The organism is Kastovskya adunca, from assembly GCF_059505785.1.
The window spans coordinates 1-26527 of record NZ_JCACLG010000008.1; the positions used below are offsets into that span (position 1 = coordinate 1).

General features: G+C 47.4%; 15 protein-coding genes. 11 read left to right on the forward strand and 4 right to left on the reverse strand.

Going from position 1 to position 26527, the window contains the following annotated elements; genetic code table 11:
* Positions 1–238: 238 nt before the first annotated feature.
* The 3 genes from AC5JR3_RS01925 to AC5JR3_RS01935 form a co-directional block, all read right to left on the reverse strand.
* Complete coding sequence (locus AC5JR3_RS01925) at positions 239–1120, reverse strand: ABC transporter permease (RefSeq protein WP_495842493.1); 882 nt, start codon at positions 1118–1120, stop codon at positions 239–241.
* On the reverse strand, positions 1117–2109 hold the full coding sequence (locus AC5JR3_RS01930; protein ID WP_495842495.1) for an ABC transporter permease: 993 nt from the start codon (positions 2107–2109) through the stop codon (positions 1117–1119). The genes AC5JR3_RS01925 and AC5JR3_RS01930 overlap by 4 nt, the downstream gene beginning before the upstream one ends.
* Positions 2110–2173: 64 nt before the next feature.
* A complete protein-coding gene (locus tag AC5JR3_RS01935) occupies positions 2174–3781 on the reverse strand; it encodes an ABC transporter substrate-binding protein (protein ID WP_495842497.1) in 1608 nt (535 codons plus the stop codon).
* Between the two features lie 891 nt (positions 3782–4672).
* Here AC5JR3_RS01935 and AC5JR3_RS01940 point away from each other — a divergent pair.
* The 10 genes from AC5JR3_RS01940 to aroQ all read left to right on the forward strand — a co-directional run bounded on the left by AC5JR3_RS01940 (position 4673) and on the right by aroQ (position 24350).
* On the forward strand, positions 4673–5410 hold the full coding sequence (locus AC5JR3_RS01940) for an LmeA family phospholipid-binding protein (protein WP_495842499.1): 738 nt from the start codon (positions 4673–4675) through the stop codon (positions 5408–5410).
* A gap of 404 nt (positions 5411–5814) precedes the next feature.
* A complete protein-coding gene (locus AC5JR3_RS01945) occupies positions 5815–9252 on the forward strand; it encodes a MupA/Atu3671 family FMN-dependent luciferase-like monooxygenase (protein ID WP_495842501.1) in 3438 nt (1145 codons plus the stop codon).
* Positions 9249–14099: an amino acid adenylation domain-containing protein gene (locus AC5JR3_RS01950; RefSeq protein WP_495842503.1), complete on the forward strand. Its 4851-nt coding sequence runs from the start codon at positions 9249–9251 to the stop codon at positions 14097–14099. Before AC5JR3_RS01945 ends, AC5JR3_RS01950 begins: the two co-directional genes overlap by 4 nt.
* Positions 14100–14103: 4 nt before the next feature.
* The gene (locus tag AC5JR3_RS01955) at positions 14104–18138 is read left to right on the forward strand and encodes a thioesterase II family protein (RefSeq protein WP_495842505.1); all 4035 of its coding nucleotides are present in this window, start codon (positions 14104–14106) and stop codon (positions 18136–18138) included.
* Between the two features lie 318 nt (positions 18139–18456).
* Positions 18457–19140, forward strand: a complete 684-nt coding sequence (locus AC5JR3_RS01960; protein WP_495842507.1) for a Crp/Fnr family transcriptional regulator — start codon at positions 18457–18459, stop codon at positions 19138–19140.
* Positions 19141–19252: 112 nt separating this feature from the next.
* Positions 19253–21016, forward strand: a complete 1764-nt coding sequence (locus tag AC5JR3_RS01965; RefSeq protein ID WP_495842509.1) for a M61 family metallopeptidase — start codon at positions 19253–19255, stop codon at positions 21014–21016.
* 44 nt (positions 21017–21060) lie between these two features.
* Positions 21061–21975 (forward strand): branched-chain amino acid transaminase, encoded by a 915-nt coding sequence (locus tag AC5JR3_RS01970; RefSeq protein WP_495842511.1) that lies wholly within the window; start codon positions 21061–21063, stop codon positions 21973–21975.
* A 144-nt stretch (positions 21976–22119) separates the two neighbouring features.
* Positions 22120–23370 (forward strand): competence/damage-inducible protein A, encoded by a 1251-nt coding sequence (locus AC5JR3_RS01975; protein ID WP_495842513.1) that lies wholly within the window; start codon positions 22120–22122, stop codon positions 23368–23370.
* A 363-nt stretch (positions 23371–23733) separates the two neighbouring features.
* Positions 23734–23871: a hypothetical protein gene (locus tag AC5JR3_RS01980; protein WP_495842515.1), complete on the forward strand. Its 138-nt coding sequence runs from the start codon at positions 23734–23736 to the stop codon at positions 23869–23871.
* A gap of 8 nt (positions 23872–23879) precedes the next feature.
* A complete protein-coding gene (gene aroQ, locus AC5JR3_RS01985; protein WP_495842517.1) occupies positions 23880–24350 on the forward strand; it encodes a type II 3-dehydroquinate dehydratase in 471 nt (156 codons plus the stop codon).
* Positions 24351–24457: 107 nt separating this feature from the next.
* Here the strand turns inward: aroQ and AC5JR3_RS01990 are convergent, their stop codons facing one another.
* Positions 24458–25477, reverse strand: a complete 1020-nt coding sequence (locus tag AC5JR3_RS01990) for a TIGR00341 family protein (RefSeq protein WP_495842519.1) — start codon at positions 25475–25477, stop codon at positions 24458–24460.
* 99 nt (positions 25478–25576) lie between these two features.
* Here AC5JR3_RS01990 and AC5JR3_RS01995 point away from each other — a divergent pair, with 99 nt between their 5' ends.
* Positions 25577–26515: an ADP-ribosylglycohydrolase family protein gene (locus AC5JR3_RS01995; protein WP_495842521.1), complete on the forward strand. Its 939-nt coding sequence runs from the start codon at positions 25577–25579 to the stop codon at positions 26513–26515.
* Positions 26516–26527 lie beyond the last annotated feature (12 nt).

Here is a 26527-nt window from a genome sequence, read left to right on the forward strand (position 1 = left end):
GTGAAGTATGAAGTATGAAGTATGAAGGGTGAAGTATGAAGTATGAAGTATGAAGGGTGAAGTATGAAGTATGAAGTATGAAGTATGAAGTATGAAGGGAGTCCTGTGTAGGGGCACGGCAGTACCGTGCCCGTAAAATGATTGGTTATTAGGTCAATAGTGCTTCTCCCCCCATCCCCTCAGCTCCCCTGCACCCCCGCTCCCCTGCTCCCCATCTCCCCTGCTCCCCCGCACCCCATCAATCCTGGCTCGTTTTCGGGTCAAGAAGTGTTCGGAGATTTTCGCCGAGGATGTCGAAGGCTTTGACGGCAATTAGGAGGGCGACACCGGGGAGGACGCCGAGCCACCAGTAGCCTGTGGATAGGTGACGCATGGACTCTGCAAGGATGATGCCGATGGCGGGGGTGTGGGGAGATAAGCCGATGCCGATAAAGGTGAGGGCGGCTTCGTGGAGAATGGCATGGGGGAAGAGGAGGATTAAACCAACTAGTAGCTGGGGGATGACATGAGGGATCATGTGGTGACGGGCTACCCACAAGGGCGAATGTCCGAGTTTGTAGGCAAGCTGGACGTAGTTGGAGCTACTGACTTGCAGAACTTCGGCGCGGATGATGCGTGCCAGACTTGTCCAGTGCGTTAGGGCAACGGCAATAATTACACCTGATGTACCGCCACCGACAGCAAAGGCAATCATAATCAGCAGTACCAGGTGAGGCAGGCTGAAGAAGACATCGATAATCCAGGTAACTACGGCATCTACTTTGCCCCCAACTGTTCCGGAGATTATCCCTAAGACAGTACCAATGACGGCACTAAATCCCGCCGCTAGTAAGCCGATACAGAGGCTCAAGGAAAGCCCGTGCAGGGTGCGGGTGAGCATGTCTCGCCCTAGCCAGTCGGTGCCGAAGGGATGAGCCAAGTTGGGAGGCTGATTGCGATCGCCTAAACTCGGATTTAGCCCTGCATCCCCTAATATCTGGCTGCTGAGGATAACGGCTGCCAAAAACACGACGCACGCCCCAATCGTCCAGAGGGTGCGGTGGCGGCGATTGCCGAATCTCTGGCGTTGTTTTCCCGGTAAGGTTAGGGTGGCGCTTTCTGGAGGCGTCAAGGATTTCATGGCGCAGACCTGCCAATGCGAATGCGGGGGTCAATGAGTTGGTAGGTAATGTCAGCGATCGCGTTTCCTGTATAAACAAAGATGGCGCTAAAGAAGACAATACCAATCAGCAGTGGTACGTCGCTCCGCAAGGCGGCTTGGACTGTGGCTTGCCCCAAACCAGGATAGGCAAAAACTTGTTCGGCGAGTACTGAACCCCCAAACAACTCGCTCAAGGACGCAAACTGTAGGGTAATTGCTGGCAGCATGATATTGCGTAAGCCGTGGTGCCAGACAAACCCGGCTGTAGTTTCCCCCTGCGCTTTGGCAAAGAGGGCGTAATCGCTATTTAAAACCTCAATCAATTTCTGACGAGTGTGTAGGGCAATACTCGCTACACCAATCAGACTCAAGGTGGCGGCGGGTAGAAGTAAATGGTGCAGGCGCTGCCAAATCGTCACATCTTCTAGCAATACACCAGGCGGTGAGGCACAACAAATCGGTGTCACGCGGAAGTTGACAGAGAAGGTAATCAACAGCAACAGCGCGACCCAAAAGGTGGGGCTAGATGCCAGGGTGTAGGCATAGAGGCGAATTGCCCGATCCAGCCATGACCCTTCCCACGCTCCGGCTAAGACCCCCAACAACAGACCAAAAACCCCCGACAGCAACCAAGCCACCGCCAGCATCTGGAGAGAGGTTTGGAAGCGCGTCGCAATGACGGTAGTAACAGGTTGATTAAAAATCATTGAGGTGCCAAGATTCCCCTGGATAAATTGTTGCAGCCAGAGGAAAAAGCGCGTTGTCATGGGTTGATCCAAGCCCCAGCGCTGGGCAATCAGCTCCCGTTGCTCTGCCCCAATCTGCAACATATCCGCACCGATATAAGCATCCACCGGGTTAATCGGTGAAAGGCTTACTAAAACGAAGCTAAAGATGGCAACCGCTACTAGTAAAAGAACTAACCGCAGCAGTTTCTGAAAAATAAATTGGGCGATCGCTTTGGTCATTTATCCGCTGTCCGTGGTCAATGGCGCTTTGGCTAAGGGTTGCAGGCGTGGCATCAACCAATCCTTAATTGCAAACCCATTTCCAATCAGCAATATTGCTAGTAATCGGCCAACCGTGTCCGTGAGGTTCGACCTGAGGATTGCCAATATCCAAGCACTCGCTGACAAAATAGGTGTGGTGAAGGTTCACCAACCATGCCCAAGTAGCATCGCCCTTGGTGGTGAAGCCCGTTTGCCCCTCCCACTGTGCAGCTTGCCAAAAGGCGATCGCTTCTTCTTCAGAAGGCGCACCCATTGCTAGATCTAATGTCTTGTCAATTTCCTGATTGGCGTAGTAGCCCGCGTTATTAAAGTCCCCTTGCGCTGAGGAACTGTGATAGAGGTTGTAAATCTCCGTTTGATCGTGACTTCCCCAGCCGAAGAGGATGACGTTGTTGTGCATCCGGGGTTTGATTTCATCCCAGCTCTTACCTTCGACATTTGCCTGAATGCCAATGTTCTTAATCATTTCGGCAGCAGACAAGGCTAACGCCTGACGGGTACTGTCGTTGGAGGGATAGAGAATAGTAAATTCTGCCTTCAAGCCATTTTTATCAACAATGCGATCGCCATCGCTATCTTTCCAGCCTCCCTCCGTCAGAATTTGCCTTGCCTTCTCCGGTTGGGCATCCTGAATATTCGCATCCGGCTCTTCCCACGCTAACCCTGTCACCGGGCCATAAGCAGAGGAACCATAACCTTCTAGTACCCCTTCAACCAATGCCTTCCGGTCTATGGCGTAGTTAATCGCCTGACGAATCGCCAAATCCGCCGTTACATCATTCCCAATTGGATCGCCCTGAGGGGTCTTTTTCCCCTCCGAAGCAGGAACGTAGGGAAACATCAAGCCGCGATTATCGACACTTTTCACGTCGTACAGCTTCATGCCGTTAATTTTCTGCACCGCTAGGGATTGAGGTACCGCCGCTACCTGCGCTTGCCCAGACTTCGCTGCTGCAAAAGCAGCGTCTTCTTCCGTAAAAAGGAAGACTAAACGCTCAATTTTGGGTTTTTCCCCGTAGTATTCCGGATTAGCTTCAACGATTAATTGCTGTCCTTCATTCCACTGCACAAGCTTATAGGGGCCAGAACCGATAGGATTGCGGGCATAGTTTTCGTTGTGGGCGTGCTTCGGCACAATTCCCAAGGTAATTAGCCGATTGACAAAGGTACTTTGCGGCTCTTTCAAACGCAGTTCGACTTCGTAACTTCCGGTAGCAACGGCTCTGTCTAATACGCTTATGTCCGTCAACCCTGCACTTTCCGCCGCCTTGTTAAAGGTATAGGCAACATCCTCCGCCGTTAGTGGCTTACCATCCGAAAACTTGGCATCCTCGCGGATTTTTACCGTCCAGACTTTTCTGTCTTCGCTAACTTCATAGCGTTCTGCTAAATCATTGACAATTTTGAGGTTCTCGTCGCGCCGGAGTAGCGTGCTTTGAAACAAGGGAGAACCGTAGCGCCCCCAGCCAAGGGTAGGATCGTAGCCTTCCTCTGATTCTCCACCGATAGCTAAGACGATTTGCTCTTTCGAGCCAGAAGACTGGATATTACTAGACTCAGTGGTCTGAGGGTTACTACAAGCGGCTAGCATCTGCACTATTAGCAGAAACCCCAGAGACCAGCGGGGCATCAACACAACTCAAAATCCTTTTATTATCTTTGTTCCAACGTATAAGTAAAGCGATTCTCACTCTCAAAAATCAATCCCCTACAGGGGCATTAACTAGCCTTCAAATGGAAAGAATTGCTTAAGGTTGCAGCCCTAGGGTGTGTTTTTCAACCTGGAGATCCCTCCCAGTTTCCTTAAAAAAGCGCTGCTGGGACACGTCCAGTTCCTCCGAGTCAGGAAGTGTCAAGGAAAGAGGGTATTCAGTCAAAGTCCCCTTGAAACTGAATCTGACGGATAAGGAGCGAAAACAAACCCTAAAAGAGGTAGCGATCGCTAGGGCTGTCCTACAGAAAATATTCTTGCTTTAATCTACAGCACTAGGTCTTCGCGGCAAACGTTTCCCCAGTGGATGAATACTCCCGCCAATCCGATTTTCTAACAATAGGTGAAGATTTGAAGAAATCGCTTTATTAAATATCTTAAGCTTTTCAGGATTTTGTTTGTCCTCCAGGCTAAATTTTGCCTAAAGGTAAACGTACTTTTTTCTATCTGATCTTCTCCTTACTTGAGAGTCGCTTAGTTTAATTTCTGTTGCTTATTCGAGGGATATTGCTAGTCTTGTTGATGTCCATTCCCCAAATTCATATCTATACCCGGCTAGCTATGAATATGAAGAAAATCGTTTGGGTAGTTTAGTCCCAGAAACCATAATTATAGGAACACAAGCAATTCGTTAAAAGCTATAGTGCTTGCTTCATGCCTATATTTTCATTCATTTCATTCATTAAGTAAGCACTACTTGATGACAATAAATTTTTCCTGATTAGGCTAAATTCCACCGCTATGTAGAGACATTGCGATCGCGGAATATCTATAGTGACCAGTTGTAAAGTACCACTGAAAACTATAGAGATGTCAAGCGATAAAGGACTCGGCGAACAAGCACTCAGCAAGGCAGCAGAAGCTGGATTTTCTAGCCAACTCGATGAGGTGGAGGAGTTGGATGTAGATATTCAGACTAATCCCCTTAATGCAATTCAGGGCAAGGTGGATTCAGTCTCGATGAAAGGTAAGAAAATAGTGCAGGGAGACTTGCGCGTTGAAGAAATGGAAATTGACATTGGTAGCATCAACATTGATGCAATGAGTGCTGCCTTTGGCGATATTAAGCTGGAAAATCCGACTGATGCCACTACTCGTATTGTCCTAACGGAACAAGACGTTAGTCGAGCGCTCAACTCGGAACTTGTGCATAATGAGTTGCAAAATCTAAGCGTGCAGGTAGAGGGTAAATCCACAACGGTTGATGTACAACAGGCAGAATTTTCTTTACCAGGTAACGGTAAGATTGGCGTGAAGGCTGAAGTTTTTATGCAAGAGACGGGCGAAACTCATTCAGTTGCCTTTACAGCAGTACCCCATTTAGACCGAAGTCGTGGAACCATATCCTTAGAAGATATCCAGTACAGCGAGGGGAAGGACTTATCACCGGAAGTCACCAAAACCTTACGCGATAAGATTAGTAATTTGTTAGAGTTGCGGGACTTCGCCCTAGAGGGAATGTCACTGCGCCTCACACAGTTGGAGGTGCAAAAGGGTAGAATGACGCTTCAGGCTCAATCTCATGTAGAGAGCCTTCCTTCATCTTGATACATAGGTGCGTCCCAAATTACCTAATCTGAAAATAGGGAACAGGGAATCGGTTGACATTCTCCCCAACCTGAAAGGAGGGAATTCTAGCTTCAACCCCTTTACTCATCAGCTAAACTCTCGCTCAACTAACAGAGGGTAAAAGGATTTTTATTCTTTGTTGTGGTGTTGTGGACGAGACACCAGTGGGGACTAACTTGGTTAATCTCTTCCTGCTACTTTAGATATAGTCATTTTATCTACCTAGAGACAGAGTTTTATTGCTAAACATACCTCTAGGTGGATATTCTTTAGTTCTTGTAGTTTTATGATTAACCCGAAGTAAATATAGACTTTAAGCCGATTATCCGAATGTTGGGTGTTGAGCTTGGACTTTCGGTTGTTCTTGGTTAATCTGAACCCTCATGACTGTTTGCTTAAATGATTCGCCAGATTCCTGCCCCAATGTTGCCACGTTAATCGATCTCCTTCAAAGTAGAGCAAATCAAGAACCCGACAAAACTGCTTATATTTTTTTGGCAGATGGCGAAACCGAAGAAGACAGCCTCACCTATCAAGAATTAGACCAGCGATCGCAAGCCATTGCTGCTCATCTGCAACGCCTTAATGCAACTGGCTCCCGTGCTTTATTACTCTACCCACCGGGATTGGAATTTATTACCGCCTTCTTTGGCTGTCTATATGCCGGAGTGGTAGCTGTTCCCGCCTATCCCCCTCGACTCAACCATTCCTTGTCTCGTCTGCAAGCGATTATCGCAGATGCTCAAGCGACAATTGCCCTTACCACGACCTCTATCCTCTCCAATCTAGAGCGACGATTTACCGAATTCCCGGAGCTAAAGGCACTGCACTGGCTAGCCACTGATAAGGTACAAAGTGATACGGCAGTGGGATGGCAACTGCCACATGCAAACAGCAATACATTAGCGTTTCTTCAATACACATCGGGTTCTACCGGGACACCCAAGGGGGTGATGGTCAGTCATGGCAACGTGTTACATAACCAACGCTTAATCCAACAGGGGTTTCAACATACTAAGCAAACGATTTTTGTGGGTTGGTTGCCTCTTTACCACGACATGGGTCTGATTGGTAATGTGCTTCAGCCCCTTTATCTGGGTATCCCTTGCATTCTCATGTCTCCGGTGGCGTTTTTGCAACGCCCTTTTAACTGGCTGCAAGCTATTTCTCGCTACAAAGCCACTACTAGCGGTGGCCCTAATTTTGCTTATGATTTGTGTGTTCGCAAGATTACACCCGAACAGCGATCGCAACTCGATTTAAGTAGTTGGGAAGTCGCTTTCAATGGTGCTGAACCCGTCCGCGCCGAAACTATTGAGCGATTTACACAAACCTTTGCTCCTTGCGGCTTCCGGCGAGAGGCATTTTATCCCTGCTACGGCATGGCGGAAAATACTCTAATTGTTTCAGGTGGACTGAAATCTGCACCACCTATATTGCAAAATGTCCAGGGAGAAGCGCTAGAGAAAAATCAGGTGATTCTGGCAGAGGTCGAATCGCAAGACGTGCGAACCTTGGTCGGTTGTGGTCAAGCTTTAGGACAACAGAAAATGGCGATGCCAACGGCGGTTCGCGGAGCGACCATCGCAAATCCCGAAACCCTAACTCGCTGTGCCTCCAATCAAGTGGGTGAAATTTGGGTATCCGGTGCTAGCGTGGCGCAGGGGTATTGGCAACGTCCTGTTGAAACCGAATACACCTTTCAGGCATACCTGGCAGATACAGGTGAAGGGCCATATCTGCGTACAGGCGACTTGGGATTTTTGCAGGACGGGGAGTTATTTGTTACAGGTCGCCTCAAAGACTTGATTATTATCCGGGGACGCAATCACTATCCCCAAGATATTGAACTAACTGTAGAACAAAGTCATCCCGCGTTGCGATCGAGTGCGGGAGCAGCGTTTTCTATCGAAGTTGATGACGAAGAACGATTGGTTGTTGTCCAAGAAGTGGAACGAACCTATCTGCGGAAGTTAGATGTTGATGAGGTGGTTGGGGCAATTCGTCAGGCTGTATGGAAGCAGCATGAATTGCAAGTATATGCTGTGCTGCTGCTGAAGACGGCTGGTATTCCCAAAACGTCTAGTGGCAAAATTCAACGTCATGCTTGTCGGCAAGGGTTTTTAGAAGAAAGCTTATCTGTGGTGGGTTCTAGCATCTTAGAAGTTGATCCCCCCCAACCCCCCTTTTTAAGGGGGGAGTCTATCAGTCTTGAACAACCTCTGGTTTCCCCCTTTTTAAGGGGGACGGAAGGGGGATCTAATAGCAGAGAATCTGTCAGTCTTGAACAACGGACGTTGGAATTAGACCTGCGAAATAGCATTGCAAAACTCTTGCAGATTCCTCTTGCTCAACTTAACCTGCAACAGCCAATTAATACGCTGGGGCTTGATTCACTGAAAGCGATTGAAATTAAAAATGACTTAGAAGCCAATTTTGAGGTAGTGCTACCGATGGAGACATTTTTAGAGGATGTCACCATTGCCCAGCTAGCCAACCAGATTTTAACAGAGGGTGCAGGGACTGAGGCAAGTGAACTAGCCGCTTCATCAGCGCAACCCGCAGCACCTTCCCAAAAGCAATCCATGCCAGCTAACGCGACTCAGTCGCCAACACTAACAGCTAAAGAACGAATACAATTTAGCCTGTTTTACTTTTCTAGTAACGAGGCTGAGTTTGCTAACGATAAATATCAACTGTTGATTGACGGGGCAAAGTTTGCCGATGAGCAGGACTTTACTGCCGTTTGGATACCTGAGCGTCATTTTCACGCCTTCGGTGGTATTTATCCCAATCCTTCAGTTTTGGCTTCTGCCTTAGCAATGGTTACAAAGCGGGTACGCCTAAGAGCAGGGAGTGTAGTTTTACCACTGCACCACCCAATCCGAGTCGCTGAGGAATGGTCTGTGGTGGATAACTTATCAGGGGGAAGAGTCGATCTTGCCTTTGCTAGAGGTTGGAATCCCAATGACTTTGTGCTTGCACCAAAGGCTTATAAAAACCGGACAGAAGCTTTATATTCCAACATTCAAACAGTACAAAAGCTTTGGCGGGGTGAATTGATTTCATTGCCTAATGGTGTAGGTGAACAAACGCCAATTAAAATCTATCCTCTACCAAAGCAACCAGAGTTACCAATCTGGATTACTTGTAGTGGGGGTAAAGAGAGATTTATAGAAGCGGGTGCGATGGGGGCTAATATCCTCACAGCCCTGCTTTTCCAACCGATTGAAGAATTAGGTGAAAAAATTGCTATCTACCGGAATGCACGAGCAAAACACGGTTACGCTCCTGATGCAGGTCATGTGACGCTGATGCTGCATACTTTTGTTGGTGAAGATTTAGCTAGGGTTCGTCAGCAGGTGCGACAGCCGTTTACAAACTATCTTAAAACTTCGGTGGATTTGTGGCGGCAAAGTTCTCAAAATCTAGATGAGTTGACTGAAAAAGAGCGAGAAGATTTGCTGGCTTATGCGTTTGAACGCTACTTCCAAACCAGTGCTTTATTTGGCACTCCTGATACTTGTTTGGAAATGGTGAATCGCCTCAAGAAAATTGGCGTGGATGAAATTGCTTGTCTAATTGACTTTGGCGTTGAAGTTGATGCGGTCATGAAATCTCTCGACTCGCTCAAACATCTTAAAGATAATTTAAATGCGGCAACCGATGAAGAGGATCAGTTGCTTAAGCCAGCGGATATTCCTGCCAACATCGACGCGAATCAGGCACAGCAGTTGTTATCTAATTTGGATCAACTCTCAGAGCAGGAAGTTGATGCTTTACTCAGTAAGCTATTAGTAACAGAGGAGGTTAATGGATGAGCGATCGCTTTCAGAATACAAAACTTTCCCCAGAACAAAAGCGGGAATTGCTGGCACAACTGCTTCAGAAAAAAGCGATCGCATCAAATCCCTCTAAATCCATATTTCCTCTTTCTCAGGGTCAGCAAGCGCTATGGTTTTTGTATAATTTGGCACCGCAGAGTTGGGCGTATAATACCTTATTTACGGCTAGAATTCGCTCAGAGGTGGATGTAACCGCCTTGCAACAGGCATTTCAAACGCTAATTTCGCGGCATCCTTCCTTACGCAGCACGTATACAGAACGGGAGCGCCAACCGTTACAGCAGATTCAGGATTCCCCAGACGTACCCTTTGAGCAGATTGATGCTTCTAATTGGAGTTGGGATGAACTCAATTCTCAGGTGAGAAAATCAGCTTATCGTCCGTTTAATCTCGAACAAGAATTACCCCTGCGGGTGTGTTTGTTTACGCGCTCCCCTACAGATCATATTCTGTTACTGGTTATCCACCACATTGCCAGCGATTTCTGGTCGTTGCTCGTGCTAATGGATGAGTTACGAGTGCTATACCCAGCCGAAAAAGCAGGTATTTCAGCATCTCTCCCCCCGCTCACAACATCCTACGCAGATTATGTTCAAAAGCAAGCTGAGATGCTAGCAGGGGCGCGAGGAGAACAGTTTTGGCACTACTGGCAACAACAGTTAGCAGGCGAGTTACCCGTACTGAAGCTACCAAGCGATCGCCCCCGTCCCCCTATCCAAACCTATGAGGGCGCTTCCCATCACTTCAAGCTCAATGAGGAACTAACTCAGCAGCTTAAGAGTATGGCACAGCAGGAGAAAGCCACGCTTTATATGACGTTCTTAGCAGCTTTTCAAGTGCTGCTTTATCGTTATACAGGTCAAGAGGATATATTAGTGGGTTCCCCAACCTTTGGGCGAAATTTTAGCGAATTTTCAGAGGTTGTGGGTTACTTTGTCAATCCAGTAGTTTTGCGCTCAAAAATTGCTGATAATCCCACATTCAAAGAATTTCTCAGTCAAGTGCGATCGACGGTATTAGGTGCGATCGCGCATCAAGATTATCCCTTTGGGTTACTTGTCGATCGCTTACAACCCAACCGCGATCCCAGCCACTCTCCCCTATTCCAAGTTACGTTCGCCTTCCAAAAGCCGCAACGCTGCGAGGAAATTGCTAAACTGCTAACCCTCAGTGACGCTGAGTTTCGCGTTAATTGGGGCGGTTTAGAGCTAGAGCCATTTGACATTCCCCAGCAGGAAGGACAGTTTGATTTATTCTTAGAAATGGTGGAGCTAGATGAATCGCTGTTAGGAGCTTTCAAATACAATACTGATTTATTTGATGCTGCCACGATTGCCCGGATGGAGGAACATTTTAGGACGTTATTAGAAGCAATTATTAATAACCCAGAACAACGCCTCAGTGAATTACCCCTGCTTACCCCAGCAGAACGGGATCAACTCCTGGTGGAGTGGAACAAAACTCAGGTTGATTATCCTCAAAATCAATGTATCCATCAATTATTTGAGGCTCAAGTCGAAAGAACCCCGGATGCTATTGCACTGGTATTTGAAAATCAGGAATTGACCTACCGAGAACTGAATCACCGTGCAAATCAACTGGCACATTACCTGCAAAAATTGGGAGTTGCTCCAGAAACTTTAGTCGGGATTTGTGTTGAGCGATCGGTGGAGATGGTGGTGGGACTATTAGGTATCCTCAAAGCGGGTGGCGCTTATGTGCCGCTAGACCCAAGCTATCCTAAAGAGCGTTTGGGCTTTATTTTAGAAGATGCAGAGATAGCGGTGCTGTTAACGCAACAGTCTTTATCGCAAGCACTTCCAGCACACAATGCCAAGGTCGTTTTTCTAAATTCGGATTGGGAAAAAATTATTGCTCAGGAAAGCCAAGAGAATCCGCGCAGTAGCGTTAGTGCTGATAATCTTGCTTACACCATTTATACCTCTGGTTCGACGGGAAGACCGAAAGGAGTTGCGATCGCACATCGCAATACTGTTTCAGTCATTCATGGCACCCTAGCAGTTGTCACGACCGCCCAAATGAAGGGGATGTTAGCTTCCACCTCGATTTGCTTCGATATTTCAATTTTGGAGCTGTTTGTTCCCCTCAGTTGCGGTTGCACCATTATCCTCATTGAAAACATCCTGCAACTTCCCAGCCTATCTGCATCAGTCGCAGCAAGAATTACTCATATCAACGGTGTTCCCTCGGCGATCGCAGCTATGGTGCAAACCCATACCCTTCCGCCAAGCATTGTCTCAATGACCTTGGGGGGTGAACCTCTACACAACGCCCTTGTACAGCAACTGTATCAGCAAAGCCATCTCCAGCGGATCATTAATATCTACGGACCGACGGAAATCACCATCTACTGTACCTGTAAAGACATTGAGCGGGGTGTTCAAGAACCTGTATCCATTGGTCGCCCCATTGCCAACACCCAAGTCTATGTTTTAGATCAATTTCTCCAACCTGTCCCCATCGGCGTGACAGGTGAATTGTATATCGGTGGTGCTGGCGTAACGCGAGGTTACTTGAATCGACCTGAGTTGACCGCTGAACGCTTTATTCAAAATCCTTTTAGCGCCGATCCTGAGCAACGGTTGTATAAAACTGGAGACTTGGTGCGGTATCGTCCCGATAGCAGCCTAGAGTATTTGGGGCGCAGGGATTATCAAGTTAAGGTGCGGGGCTTCCGCATTGAACTGGGAGAAATTGAAGCGGTACTGTCTCAACATCCCACCGTGCGAGAAGCAGTTGTCACGGTTCAAGCAGATTCCCCCACCGATAAACGCCTCATTGCTTATATCGTTCCCGATCAATGTCCTGACCGATCCAAATTAATCAATGAGTTGCGCCAATTCCTGAAAGAGAAATTGCCAGATTACATGATGCCAGCCGTCTTTGTAATCTTAGACGCAATGCCGCTAACACCTAATGGCAAAGCAAACCGTCGCGCCCTCCCTGCACCCGATTTATCCCATCTCACACCCGCCAACACCTTTGTCGCCCCGCGCACGGCTACAGAAGAAGTTTTAGCCAAAATCTGGGCTGAGGTGTTAGGACTAAAACAAGTCGGCATTCATGACAACTTCTTTGAATTAGGCGGGGATTCCATTCTCAGCCTGCAAATCGTCTCCCGTGCGAATCAAGCAGGGCTACAGCTTTCACCTCAGCAGCTATTTCAGCACCAGACAATTGCCCAATTAGCGACTGTGGCGGGTACTACGCTACAAACTCAAGCAGAACAAGGAATAATCACAGGTTCAGTACCACTAACCCCAATCCAGCAGTGGTTTTTTGAGCAGAATCTGGCAGAACCTCACCACTTCAATCAATTTGTGCTGCTAGAAGTACCACCAGACCTAAAGCCAGAGTTATTGCAGCAAGCTTTGCAACAATTACTACAACATCACGATGCTTTGCGGCTAAGGTTTGAGCATTCAACGGAGGGATGGCAGCAAGTTAATGCGGCTCCCGATGAAACCATTCCTTTTAATGTAGTGGATTTATCCCAACTTGCACCCCAAGAGCAGCAAGCAGCGTTTGAGGCAGCAACGGCTAAAGTGCAAGCCAGCTTGAATCTGTCACAGGGGTCAATTGTTCGAGCCACTCTGTTTAATCTGGGTATCAATTCAGATCCCCCTAAATCCCCCTTAAAAAGGGGGACTTTGAGTGAATTCTCCCCCCTTGTTAAGGGGGTCTGGGGGGGATCTCACGGCGAGAAAACAAACCCTAACCGTTTACTCATCGTCATCCATCACCTAGCAGTGGATGGTATCTCTTGGCGAATTCTGCTGGAGGATTTGCAAACTGCCTACCAACAACTCAGCCAAGGTGAAGCAATAAAACTCGCACCGAAGACAACATCCTTTAAGCAGTGGGCATCTCGATTAGCAGAGTATGGCGAATCAGGAGTCGCTTCTGAGTTAGATTACTGGCTAACTCAATCCCCCAGTGGCTCTACTTCCTTACCTATAGACTATCCAGAGGGTAGAAATGCCAACACTGTTGCTTCCTCTGCTAAAGTATCTGTTTCTCTCAGTGCAGAACAAACCCGCGCCCTGTTGCAGGAAGTCCCTTCTGCCTACCACACTCAAATTAACGATGTTCTACTGACTGCTTTGGTGCAAAGCTTGCGAGAGTGGAGTGGAAAGCAAACCCTGCTCGTTAACTTAGAGGGTCACGGACGTGAAGAATTGTTTGAGGGGGTTGACATATCTCGCACCGACGGACATGAAGAATTGTTTGAGGGGGTTGACATATCTCGCACCGTAGGGTGGTTTACCAGTATCTTCCCCGTTCGCTTGCAGTTACAAGCTTTCAATCCAGGGGAAGCACTCAAATCAATTAAAGAGCAACTGCGTCAAATCCCAAAACGGGGTATAGGTTACGGCATCTTGCGTTATCTGAGTTCAGATGAAACAACACGAGCAAAGCTGGAATCCCTGCCTCAAGCAGAAATTAGTTTTAATTACCTGGGGCAGTTGGATCGAGGACAATCAGAACCCTCCCTCTGGACACTGAGCAACAGTGGCTCAAATCACAGTCCATTAGGAAACCGTCGCTATTTGCTAGAGATAGACGGATTCATCAGTGCGGGCAAGTTGCAATTTGAGTGGACGTACAGCGAGAAGGTGCATCAACGCGCCACAATTGAACGTTTGGCTCAGGGGTTTATTGAGGAATTGCGATCACTTATTACCCACTGTCAGTCACCAGAGACAGAAGGCTACACTCCTTCAGACTTCCCAGCCGCCAGATTGAATTCTAATCAGCTTGATAAATTCATGAAGAAAATCAAACAATCCAGTCGGGGGTAGGGTAGTGGAAAATATCGCAGATATCTATGAGCTTTCGCCCATGCAGCAAGGGCTGCTTTTCCACAGCCTTTATGCACCTGATTCGGGGGTGTATTTCAACCAATTTAGCTGCACGATTGAGGGCAATCTCAATGTTGCAGCATTTCAACAAGCTTGGCAGCAAGTAGTAGAAAGATACCCAATTTTACGGACTGCTTTCTATTGGGAAGAATTAGAGAAGCCGTTGCAAGTCGTCCATCGGCAAGTCGAAATCCCTTGGCAACAGCACGATTGGCGACATTTATCTGCAACCAAGCAGCAAGAGCAGTTAGCGACTTTTCTAAAAGGCGATCGCGAGCAGGGTTTTGAACTGAATCAAGCGCCACTAATGCGCTGTATCCTGATTCAATTTACTGACGATACTTACCAATTTATCTGGAGCCATCATCATCTGCTAATTGATGGTTGGTCGTTGCCGATTATCCTCAAGGAAGTTTTTGCATTTTATGATGCGTTTGACCAAGGAAAAGAGTTATATCTGCCTACGTCACGCCCTTATCGAGACTATATCATTTGGCTGCAACAGCAAGACCTTTCTCAAGCAGAAGCGTTCTGGCGGCAAGAACTGCAAGGCTTTACTGCTCCCACCCCTTTAGCTGTAGGGAAAGCCGCAAATTTATCCAACCACAAACCAACCTACGCCGAACAAGATCTGCAATTATCACAAGCGATCGCAACTGAACTACAATCGGTGGCTCGACAGCATCGCCTAACTTTAAATACCCTGGTACAAGGGGCTTGGGCGTTTCTATTAAGTCGCTACAGTGGTGAAGCGGAAGTTGTATTTGGGGCTACAGTCTCCGGTCGCCCGAATAGCCTACCCAAGGTGGAATCGATGGTGGGGCTATTTATTAATACTCTACCAGTACGAGTGCAAGTACCAGGAGACGCTTCCCTATTGCTTTGGCTGCAACAGTTGATGCAACAGCAGGTAGCGCGGGAACCCTATTCCTATAGTTCTCTCGTGGAAATTCAGGGATGGATTGATGTTAAGCGCGATTTGCCTTTATTTGAGAGCATTTTAGGATTTGAGAATTATCCAGTTGATGCATCTATACAAGAATTAAGCGACAACTTAACTATTAGCAACGTTCACATTGTTGAGCGCACAAACTATCCCCTCTCTGTGATTGTTCTGCCTGGTACAAAATTAGGGGTGCGGATGATCTACGACTGTCATCGCTTTGACGATAGCACCATAAAGCGGATGCTAGGGCATTTCCAGACATTGCTAGAAGCGATCGCCACTAACCCCCACCAACGTCTGTGTGATTTACCCCTACTCACCCCAACAGAACGCCATCAAATGCTTGTAGAGTGGAACAACACCCAAGCAGATTATCCTAAAAATCAGTGTATTCATGAGCTATTTGCCGCTCAAGCTGAAAAAAAACCAGATGCAGTAGCAGTAGTCTTTGAAAACCAACAGCTTACCTACCACGAACTAAATTGCCGTGCCAACCAACTCGCACACTATCTGCAAAAGTTGGGTGTTAAACCAGAGGTTTTGGTTGGTATTTGTAGCGATCGCTCTATTGAGATGGTAGTCGGGATGCTAGGTATTCTCAAAGCGGGTGGAGCGTATCTGCCTTTAGATCCCAGCGACCCCCAAGAGCGTCTAACCTTCATGCTAAACGATGCTCAAGTATCCGTCCTTTTGACCCAGAAGCAGTTGCTAGAAGAATTACCTGAGTTGCAGGCAATACTTAAGCAGAATTCCTCCATTCCAAATCCCCAAGTAATCTGTTTAGATGCAGATTGGGGGGCAATCTCCCAAGAAAGCGAGACAAATCCTGTTAGCCCAGTTACAGTCGAAAATTTAGCCTATGTTATCTACACGTCAGGCTCTACAGGTCAGCCTAAAGGAGTTGCTATTCCTCATAAAGGGCTACTCAACTTAGTATTCTGGCATCAACGTACATTTAAGATTACTCCATCAGACCGAGCCACGCAGTTAGCCAGAATCGCTTTTGATGCGTCAGTCTGGGAACTATACCCTTATCTTGCCGCTGGAGCAAGCGTTTATCTGGTTGAGTCGGAAATTATTCACTCACCCGTTGCTCTACGAGATTGGTTAATATCTCAAGAAATTACGATCGCGTTTGTACCCACACCACTAGCAGAAAGCTTATTTACTCTGGAATGGTCGGATTCAGCGTTGCGAATCATGCTCATTGGAGGGGATAAGCTACATCAATATCCATGGGCTTCTCTGCCCTTTAAGGTCATCAATAACTATGGCCCTACCGAAAATACGGTGGTGACAACATCAGGGCTGATGCTTGCCGACGAACAAGGCAATGGTACACCTGGAATTGGTCGTGCGATCGCCAACACTCAACTTTATGTTTTAGATCAATTTCTCCAACCTGTTCCCATCGGCATTACTGGCGAACTGTACATCGGCGGTGCAAGTTTAGCACGAGGCTATCTCAATCGACCTGAACTGACTGCCGAACGGTTTATCCTAAATCCCTTTAGCAATGATCCTGAGTCTCGTTTGTATAAAACAGGGGACTTGGTGCGGTATCAACCTGACGGCAATCTTGAGTTTTGCGATCGCATCGATTATCAAGTCAAAATTCGCGGCTTCCGCATCGAGTTAGGCGAAATTGAGGCATTACTGAGACAGCATCCCACCGTTCAAGAAGCGATCGTTATTGCCAGAGAAGATGTACCGGGTAACCCATACTTAGCCGCCTACATTGTCCCTAACCCATCCCCATCCTCTGCGAAGGAGTTACGCAACTGGCTTAAGCAGAAGTTGCCAGAGTACATGATGCCTTCAGCCTATGTCATGTTAGAGTCCCTACCTCTAACTTCCAATGGTAAGATAGACCGCCGTGCCTTACCTGCATGCGATCGCGCTAGTCTGGCGAAAGCAGCCACGATTGTTCCCCCCCGTGACGCCTTAGAACGGCAACTGGTGCATATTTGGGAAGAAACATTAGAAATCTCCCCCATCGGAGTACAAGACAACTTCTTTGAACTCGGTGGTCATTCTCTTGTAGCCGTTCGCCTCATGGCTCAAATCCAGGAGCAATTTGAAAAGAATCTCCCGCTGGCAACGCTTTTCCAAGCCGGAACGATTGAACAGATGGCAAGGCTACTTCGTCAGGAAAACGCCGACCTACCCTGGTCTCCCTTAGTGCCAATTCAGTCGAATGGCTCTAAACGACCGTTTTTCTGCGTACCTGGGGCAGGGGGTAACGTCATTTACTTGTATGCTTTAGCCCATCATCTAGGTTCTGACCAACCGTTTTATGGACTGCAAGCATCAGGACTGGATGGAAAATCACAGCCATACACCAGAATTGAAGATATGGCTGCCCAATACATCGAAGCCATACAATCCTTACAGCCAGAAGGCCCCTATCTTCTCGGCGGTCATTCCTACGGGGGACAAGTTGCCTTTGAGATGGCGATTCAGTTAGAAAAGCTAGGGCATAAGGTCGCTCTCTTAGCGATTTTAGATACTCCAGCACCACTTCCTGGCAGTCAGTCAACGGTTGGGATGGATTGGGACAACGCGAGATGGTTGACTCAGATTGCTGGTTTAGTAGAACGCCTGTACGAAACAAATCTGGAGGTATCTTACGAAATCCTCCAATCCTTAGAGCCAGACAAGCAATTTAACTATCTCAAGCAAGGACTGGAACGGGTGAACTTGCTCCCTCCTGAGGCGGGTACAACCCAGGTTCGCGGACTTGTGGAAGTTTACAAGGCAAATCTTCAAGCCCATTATGTGCCACAGGACATTTATCCGGGTCGAATTACTCTTTTCCAATCTAGCGAGGAGCATCCCAAGGATTTTGATAGTCAGGAATCTGCTGAAATCTTGCGGGAGCCACAGTGGGACTGGAGCCAGCTTTCTACTCAACCGATAGAGGTTTATCACATCCCTGGCGACCATATTGCGATGATGGTTGAGCCTCATGTGCGGGTGCTAGCTAACCAATTGCGAGATTGCCTGGAACAAGCACAACTGCTAGTTAGATAACCTAGAGATGCTGCGCCGTTTAGCGATCGCACCCACCTTCACTTAATTTTACAAACCCTCTCTTAATAAATTAAAACCCGCGCTGTTAAGAAGCGTGGACACATACTCCTAATGCCTGAGAGTTGGGGGAGTTGACTCAGGTGTGCTGTAATGGGATCGTGGGAGATTACACACCGCAGCTAACTTCCGGTAGTTGGGTAGAGATGCCACCCTTATCTCGATGCCTAAGAGCGTGCATTAACCGCAACGTTTTTTAGGCTAGCGAGTGAGTGTCATTACTAGTTGCGCGTCCTGAGACTTTATCCTGAAAGACCTTTCATGCAGACCAAAGCTTTTAGTGAGCTTTTCCCCCTGTTCAACACTGCCAATCCAGAGACATTAGACTGGCTGCTATCTGTTGTAGTTGAGCACGAATACCCAGCAGACCGCGCTGTCTTGATGGAAGATGCCTGGGGTAATGCCGTTTACTTTATCGCTTCTGGCTGGGTGAAAGTCCGACGCCTCTATGGAGAGGATGCCGTCACCCTAGCAATTTTGGGTAGAGGAGATTTTTTTGGAGAAATGGCAATTCTCGATGAATCTCCTCGTTCTACAGATGTCGTTGCCCTGTCTGATGTGCAGTTGCTGAGTGTCTCTGCTCAACGATTCATTCAAACCCTCTTCAGAGACCCCCAACTGCACCACCGAATGTTGCAGCTTATGGTCAAGCGGCTGCGCTTTACCAATCTTCGCGTTCAACGACGCCACCAGCCTCCAGCCGTCAAGCTGGCGAATACTCTGATCAGCTTGGCAGAGAATTACGGTCAAGCGACTGAAGACGGAATGGAAATTTTTAACATTCCCTCTAAAGATTTGGCGGATGTCACCGATATCACCGTTGATGACACCAACAAAATTATCGAAAAGCTTGAGAGTAAGGGCTGGCTTAAGATTGACTCGACAAATCAGACACTTTATTTAGTCAATACCAAGCAATTAACTCATTTAGCAGGGCGAGTATAGGATTTAGTTATTAGTTGGCGATCGCTAAATGGTGTTTTGATGCTCTTAGCTGTCCCGATTAATTTCATCCTTCAAACTTTCTCCCTCTCTATTGATAACGGACACATACAGAATGACTGAAGCAATAACGGTTCCCGCCAGTCGCCACAACCGCACCCTACCGACGATTTCCTATGAGGTTGCCATGCCTCAGCCCCAGTCCCATTTGTTTGAGGTGACGTTGCAGGTGGCGTGGCAAGAGTCGTTACTGGACTTGAAGATGCCCGTGTGGACGCCCGGTTCTTATTTGGTGCGGGAGTATGCCAAGCATCTCCAAGATTTTACGGCCGAGACTAGCGATCGCCAACCGTTACCCGCCCGAAAAGTCGGCAAAAATCACTGGCAAGTTGAGACAGGGGAGGCGGCGGAAATAACGGTACGTTACCGCATCTTCGCCAACGAGCTAACGGTGCGAACCAATCACCTCGACAGCACCCACGGCTACTTTAACGGTGCGGCGTTGTTCTGCTTCATTCCTGGCTGGGAAAACGAACCGATTCAGGTGACAATTGTGCCGCCCAAACCGGAGTGGCAAGTCACAACACCTTTGCCACCTGTGCGGGGAAAAGCCAACACCTTCTCGGCGTCCAATTTTGATGCCTTGGTTGATAGTCCCTTTGAGATTGGAACCCAGCGCTTGTATGACTTTGAGGTGAGGGGATTACCGCATCAGTTGGCGATTTGGGGACGGGGAAATGCGAATCCAGAGCAGATTATTGAAGACACTAAAAAAATTATTGAGGTAGAAGCCGACTTATACGGGGAACTACCGTATAAACAATATCTATTTTTATTGCACCTTGCCTCTAGTGGTTTTGGAGGATTAGAACACAAGGATTCTTGTTCGCTGATTTACCCCCGTTTGGGATTTCGGACAACGGAAAAGTACAACCGCTTTATGCAGTTGGTGGCGCACGAGTTTTTCCACCTGTGGAATGTGAAGCGGATTCGTCCCAAGGTGCTGGAGAAGTTCAACTACGAGCAGGAAAGCTATACTACCTCGCTCTGGTTTTGCGAGGGGACGACGAGTTATTACGACTTAGTTATTCCCTATCGGGCAGGAATTTATGATAGCAAGGCGTTCTTAGAAGGCTTGAGTAAAGAAATTAGCCGAGTGCAAGCCATACCGGGACGGAAGGTGCAGCCTTTGAGCGAGTCTAGTTTTGATGCCTGGATCAAGCTGTATCGCCGGGATGCCAATAGCGACAACTCTCAGATTTCCTACTACTTAAAAGGGGAAATGGTGTCATTTTTGCTAGATTTGCTGATTCGGGCGCGATATGGAAATACGCGATCGCTTGATGATGTGATGCGCCAAATGTGGCAGCAGTTCGGTAAGGAGGAAATTGGCTTTACTGAAGAACAGCTACGTCATCTCCTACAATCAGTCGCGGGTGTCGATTTGAGCGATTTTTTCCGTCAGTACGTCGATGGCACGGCAGAATTGCCTTTTAATGAGTATCTAGAACCCTTCAGCTTAAAGGTGGTAGAGGTCGAGGAAGAACCCACCCCCTACCTTGGCGTAACGCTACAGAGTAACAACGGGCGAGATTTAGTCAAGTTTGTAGACAGCAGTTCTCCTGCGGGTGTAGCGGGAATTGATGCTGGCGATGAGTTGCTGGCGATTGATGACTTGCGGGTGACAACAGAACAATTAAGCGATCGCCTCAAAGACTATAACCCTGGCGACACTATCCAAGTCAGCGTTTTCCATCACGACGAACTCCATACCTTCCCCGTTACGTTAGGAACACCTCAGTTTAGTCGCCACCAAATTGTTCCCATCGAAAAGCCCACCGCCGCTCAACAAAAAAACTACATCGGATGGTTGAAATAAACTCTCTCTGCTTCTCTAATTCCTCTAGCTAATTCGTCATCATCATGGATGTTTTTCTGCCCATTGCTTACTTACGTAACCAATTTATCCCCTTTAGCGAAGCCAATGTTTCTATTGCTACCCAGGCATTAAACTACGGAACCGGAGCGCTTGGCGGATTGCGCGGCATCCCCGATCCGCAAGATCCATCACAAATTTTACTATTTAGATTAGAGCGGCACTGTCAACGACTAAGCAACAGCGCTAAGTTCCTGCATTACGACTTATCGGCTATTAAAATTCAGGAATTGATTGTTGATTTTGTCAAAAAAAACAAACCTGAAAAATCCTTTTATATTCGACCATTTGTCTATTCATCAGGTTTAGGTATTGCACCAAGATTGCACAAAGTCGAAAAAGATTTTTTCATTTATGGACTAGAACTTGGGGATTATCTTCCAGCGGAAGGTATTAGTTGCCGCATTAGTTCCTGGTATCGCCAAGAAGAACGCAGCTTACCGCTGAGAGGCAAACTGAGCGCTGCTTACATTACCTCAGCATTAGCCAAAACTGAAGCCGTAGAATCTGGCTTTGACGAAGCAATTTTGATGAATTCTCAAGGGAAAGTCAGCGAAGCTTCTGGGATGAATATATTTATAGTCAGAAACGGTCAACTGATTACTCCCGGATTTGAGCAGGATATTTTAGAAGGAATTACTAGAGATAGTGTCCTAAAAATTGCCCAGGATTTAGGAATCAAAACAATTGAAAGACCTGTTGATAAATCCGAGCTTTTTATTGCAGATGAAGTCTTTTTAAGTGGAACGGCTGCTAAGGTTGTTTCTGTAAAAAGAATTGAAAACTATGAGCTGCCAGAATCTTACCTGATTGCAGAAAAGATCAGAGAAAAGCTGGTAGCCATTACAGAAAACCGCGATCCAAATTATTCTGATTGGGTGTATCCAATTTCTATTAATTAATTTAGGAGACACCTAGCTTTTCTATTTAGCTTATAAAGGAAAACTAGCCATGTCAAACATAAAAAAACAGATCATAAAAATGGAGATGAAATTTCATCTTACATATTTTCTAGTCATGCCTGAATACTTAATACCTAATCCTCAATGAGCGCTGAAATTATTTGTGTTGGGACAGAATTACTACTAGGCGAAATTCTTAATAGCAATGCTCAATTTTTGGCACAAGAGCTAGCAACGCTGGGAATTCCTCACTATTACCAAACAGTGGTGGGAGATAATCCAGAGCGTCTGAAACAAGTATTGAAGATTGCCAGCGATCGCTCTCGTATTCTCATCCTCACAGGTGGTTTAGGGCCAACACCGGATGACTTAACCACAGAGACAATTGCTGATTTTTTTGACACTTCCTTAGTAGAACGCGCCGATCTCCTCGAAGAGATTGCCCAGAAGTTTGCCTCTAGAGGGCGGAAGATGACGCCCAACAATCGCAAACAAGCCTTGATTCCCCAGGGTGCGGAAGTGCTCCCCAACCCTACAGGGACGGCTCCTGGCATCATCTGGCAACCCCGTCCGAATTTGGCTATTCTCACCTTTCCAGGTGTCCCTTTGGAGATGAAGCGGATGTGGGAAGATACCGCCATTCCCTTTCTCAAAGCTCAGGGCTGGGGTCAGGAAATTATTTATAGCCAAGTCTTAAGATTTTGGGGAATCGGGGAGTCGGCTTTAGCGGAAAAAGTATCGTCCTACTTCAATTTATCTAATCCCACCGTTGCTCCCTATGCCGGACAAGGGGAAGTTCGCTTACGAGTATCTGCCAAAGCGTCATCCGAAGCAGTAGCGCGGGAGTTAATTGAGCCTGTAGCCAAACAACTCCAAGAAATTGGCGGACTCTACTATTTTGGGAGTGACACAGATACCCTAGCGTCGGTAGTCGGTCAGTTGCTACGGGGATCAGGGGAAACACTGAGTGTTGCCGAATCCTGCACCGGAGGCGGTCTGGGGCAAACGCTCACGGAGATTTCCGGCAGTTCTGACTATTTTCTGGGAGGGGTGATTTCCTATGACAACGCGGTGAAAACATCGGTTTTAGGAGTCAATCCTCAGGATATAGGCTCCGATGGTGCGGTGAGTGAATCAGTAGCAAAACAAATGGCAACAGGCGTGCGATCGCTTCTCCAAACCACTTGGGGACTAAGCATTACAGGTATTGCTGGCCCTAGCGGAGGTACAGAAACTAAACCCGTTGGGCTAGTTTACATCGGATTAGCTGGGCCGGGGGATGAAGTAGAAGGCGTTCGGTATCAACTTGGAGAAAACCGCAGTCGATCTTCCATCCGTCATGCGAGTACTTGTAACGCCCTCGATTTACTGCGGCGTCGTTTATTGCGCCCCTAGCTCTTACGCATCTGATTTAGTAATGAGGGAATAGAGGGATGGAGTGAACCAATAACCTCGTTCATACTTCATCCTTCACCCTTCACACTTCATACTTCCCTCATCTATCCTGCCTTTGGGTTCTTCGCCTCTACATTTGGGGGAACATTCGCCCCTTCTTGGGTAGGATGACCGCTTATTGGCGGGTGTGTTAATGTTAGGTTAATAATAAGAAATGCAACGGTTTTTCAAACTGGTGTTGAAGTAAAAATCCTGGCTAGGCTGAGATTGATCGTTTTCCGCTTAAACACGGATTTTTTGATCGATTAAGCTGACCTAAGATAAAAAGAAGACACAGCTTGTCTCATAGGAGCCTTCTGTTTGATGGAATACCTCGAAAAAGTTCTGGAGAAACTAAAAGAGTGGGCGCGTAGGCTCATTGAGACCTTACATGGCCCAGAATCCCAACCAGAACCGGAACTCATTCCCATTCCTGTGGATGAACCCCGGCGTCGTCGGTAACAATTGCAGTGCCTTCGGAACCTTTGTGTTGGTTGAATATCCTGGTTCTACATGGGCCTAATTTGAACTTGTTGGGACGCCGAGAACCAGGGATTTACGGTTCGGTCACTCTCACTGAAATTAATCGTCTGTTAGAGGCGGAAGGACAAGGGCTGAAAGCCAAGATTCTTGCCGTTCAGTCTAATCATGAAGGGGTGTTGGTTGATGCCATTCATGAAACCTTAGGGCAGCAACAAGGGCTTTTGATTAATGCTGGTGCCTATACCCATACCAGTGTTGCCTTACGGGATGCGATCGCGGCTGTGAAGATTCCCACAGTGGAAGTTCATCTCAGTAATATTTACCAACGGGAAGTTTTTCGCCATCATTCCTATATTGCGCCTGTCGCCATCGGACAGATTAGCGGTTTTGGAGCTGAAAGCTATCGTCTAGGGTTACAGGCACTAGTTAACCACCTCAGAGAATTGCAACGAGACTAATTTCGTTTATTCTCTGGGCTTTTGGAGTGCGGATTTGGCAGCGACTACTCTCAGAAGGGTGATGTTAAAGGTAGAGCCGACGCTGAGTTGCTGAAAGTCACTCAATTTTAATGCCGTTTCCAAGTCAGAATCACTCCTATCAGAGCTGATAACAATAAAAACCATACTCCAAAGGCAATATTTGTCGCCTTTTTAGCGCGATAGACTTGCCACCATTCGCCAGGTGCTACTTTCTGTAGCAATAAGGTGCCGACGCTTGCCAAATTCAAGCAAGTTAGGTTTGTTAGCACTAGCAGCATTGCACCGCCAGCAATCTCCCATTCTCCTGAACCCAGCAACATACCAAAGGTTACTAATGGGGGCAATAAGGCTACAGATACCATGACCCCCACGATCGCACTTGTCTCGCCGGCAGTCAACGAAATTGCTCCAGCAATTCCCGACGCCAAAGCCAAAACTACATCGGCTAAACTTACCTGCGTTCGGAAGGCAATCTCTGGTAAATCAGGATTGATGGGAAAGAAACGTCCGATCAAGATTGAAAGCGAAAGCGATACAAAAATGCCCACGCTACCAACTTTAACTGTACGTAATGCTAGTGCCATATCCCCTAAGGTGGTCGCTACCGCTAATGCCATATTTGGTTTTAGCAATGGTGCAATTACCATAGCGCCGATGATTACCGCTTCACTGCTCCTCAGTAAGCCAATGGCGGCAATTGTGGTGGAGAGAAATACCATTAAAATTGGCGTCCAAGACAATCTGACACTTTCAGCCACAGCGACATAGAGTTCTTCCCGATTAATGCGTGGGAACGGGGTGTCAGAGTTTTCCCCATTTTGGGCAAAGTCGGGTTCAGATACGGCAGATTCAATCAGTTCCGGGCGTGGTATGGAGGCTTCCACAGGCAGTATCAGCAGGCGAAAACCCTCTACTCCAGAAAATTTTTGTCCTAGACAATCAATCAGAGGTTCAACTTCTTTTGAGTAGACGAGGATTTTTACAAGCAGTTGATGATTCTCTAAATGTTCGTGCCAAATGCCGAGAAATGAGTAATTTTCGAGCAAATCTTCAATGCGATCGCCTGTTTCATCTGGCAAAAAAACTTCAATTAAACGTAAGCTCATTAGGGCTGACTTCTGACTAGGGATGGGTAACTTGTGATTGTCGCTTTTGCCATACTATGGCGAAAGTAAGCGATAGGTTTTGACTGATAGAAGGAACTAATGCAGTATTCTCTATTGAGCCGCTTTCGGGGGGCATTGTTAGGCTGCTTGATTGGAGAAACTTTTGGGGATCGGGTGGGTGGACGGTGGCAAAGTATGCCATCGGGGTTACTTAAGGATGCCTCACCACCTACAGTGGCATCAGGTTGGACTCAGGTGGCAGCAATTGGCATCGACAGTCTGGTGCGTTGTGGGGGACTGAATTTAGAGGATTGGGGAGGGGCGGCGAAAACAACAGTAAAGTCGCTTCTGGCAACTCACAGCCCTAAGGTGGTGAGTCTGAGTGAAGCCGCGATCGCCACGTTACCCGTAGCCCTGTTTTTCCATGAAGATACTGTTAAGCAGCGCGATATGCTTAACCAATCCGCCTCGTTTTGGCAAGGGGAATCCGAGGCGTCCGTAGCAATCCTCACCTTGGGAGAGGCGATCGCTTCTGCTCTGAAAGAACAACTGCATCCCCACACCTTAATTCCTCGCCTCTTAGCTAATGGAGCGATGCCAGATTCACTGGTTGCTCAAGAGCTAGAAGAGGTACAGTTCCTGATTAACAAAGGTGCAGGCTTAGATAGGGCGATCGCGCAGTTTCGTCGTCAGCCTGCGACACCGACAAAAGCGATCGCGCTGGCGTTTTACTGCTTCCTTAGTACTCCCGAAGACTTTCGCCTTAGCGTCACCCGTGCCGTCCGGATCAGCCATCAACAGCAAACAATTGTAGCTCTGACTGGGGCTTTATCAGGTGCTTATAATAGTCTTGCTGGGATTCCTATCGGCTGGCGTCTAGCTTCAACTTATTCAAGTAGCGATATGGGGATGTTGAAACTCGCAGAGCGCCTTTTTGCCGTATGGTCAGGAGTCTATGATGATAGGGCAGCGGAACGTTGCTTTGTGGCGGCAGTAGCAGCACCCTACGTTATTCAGCGCCGTTCGCGACCGCTCTAGAGTTTAACCCGT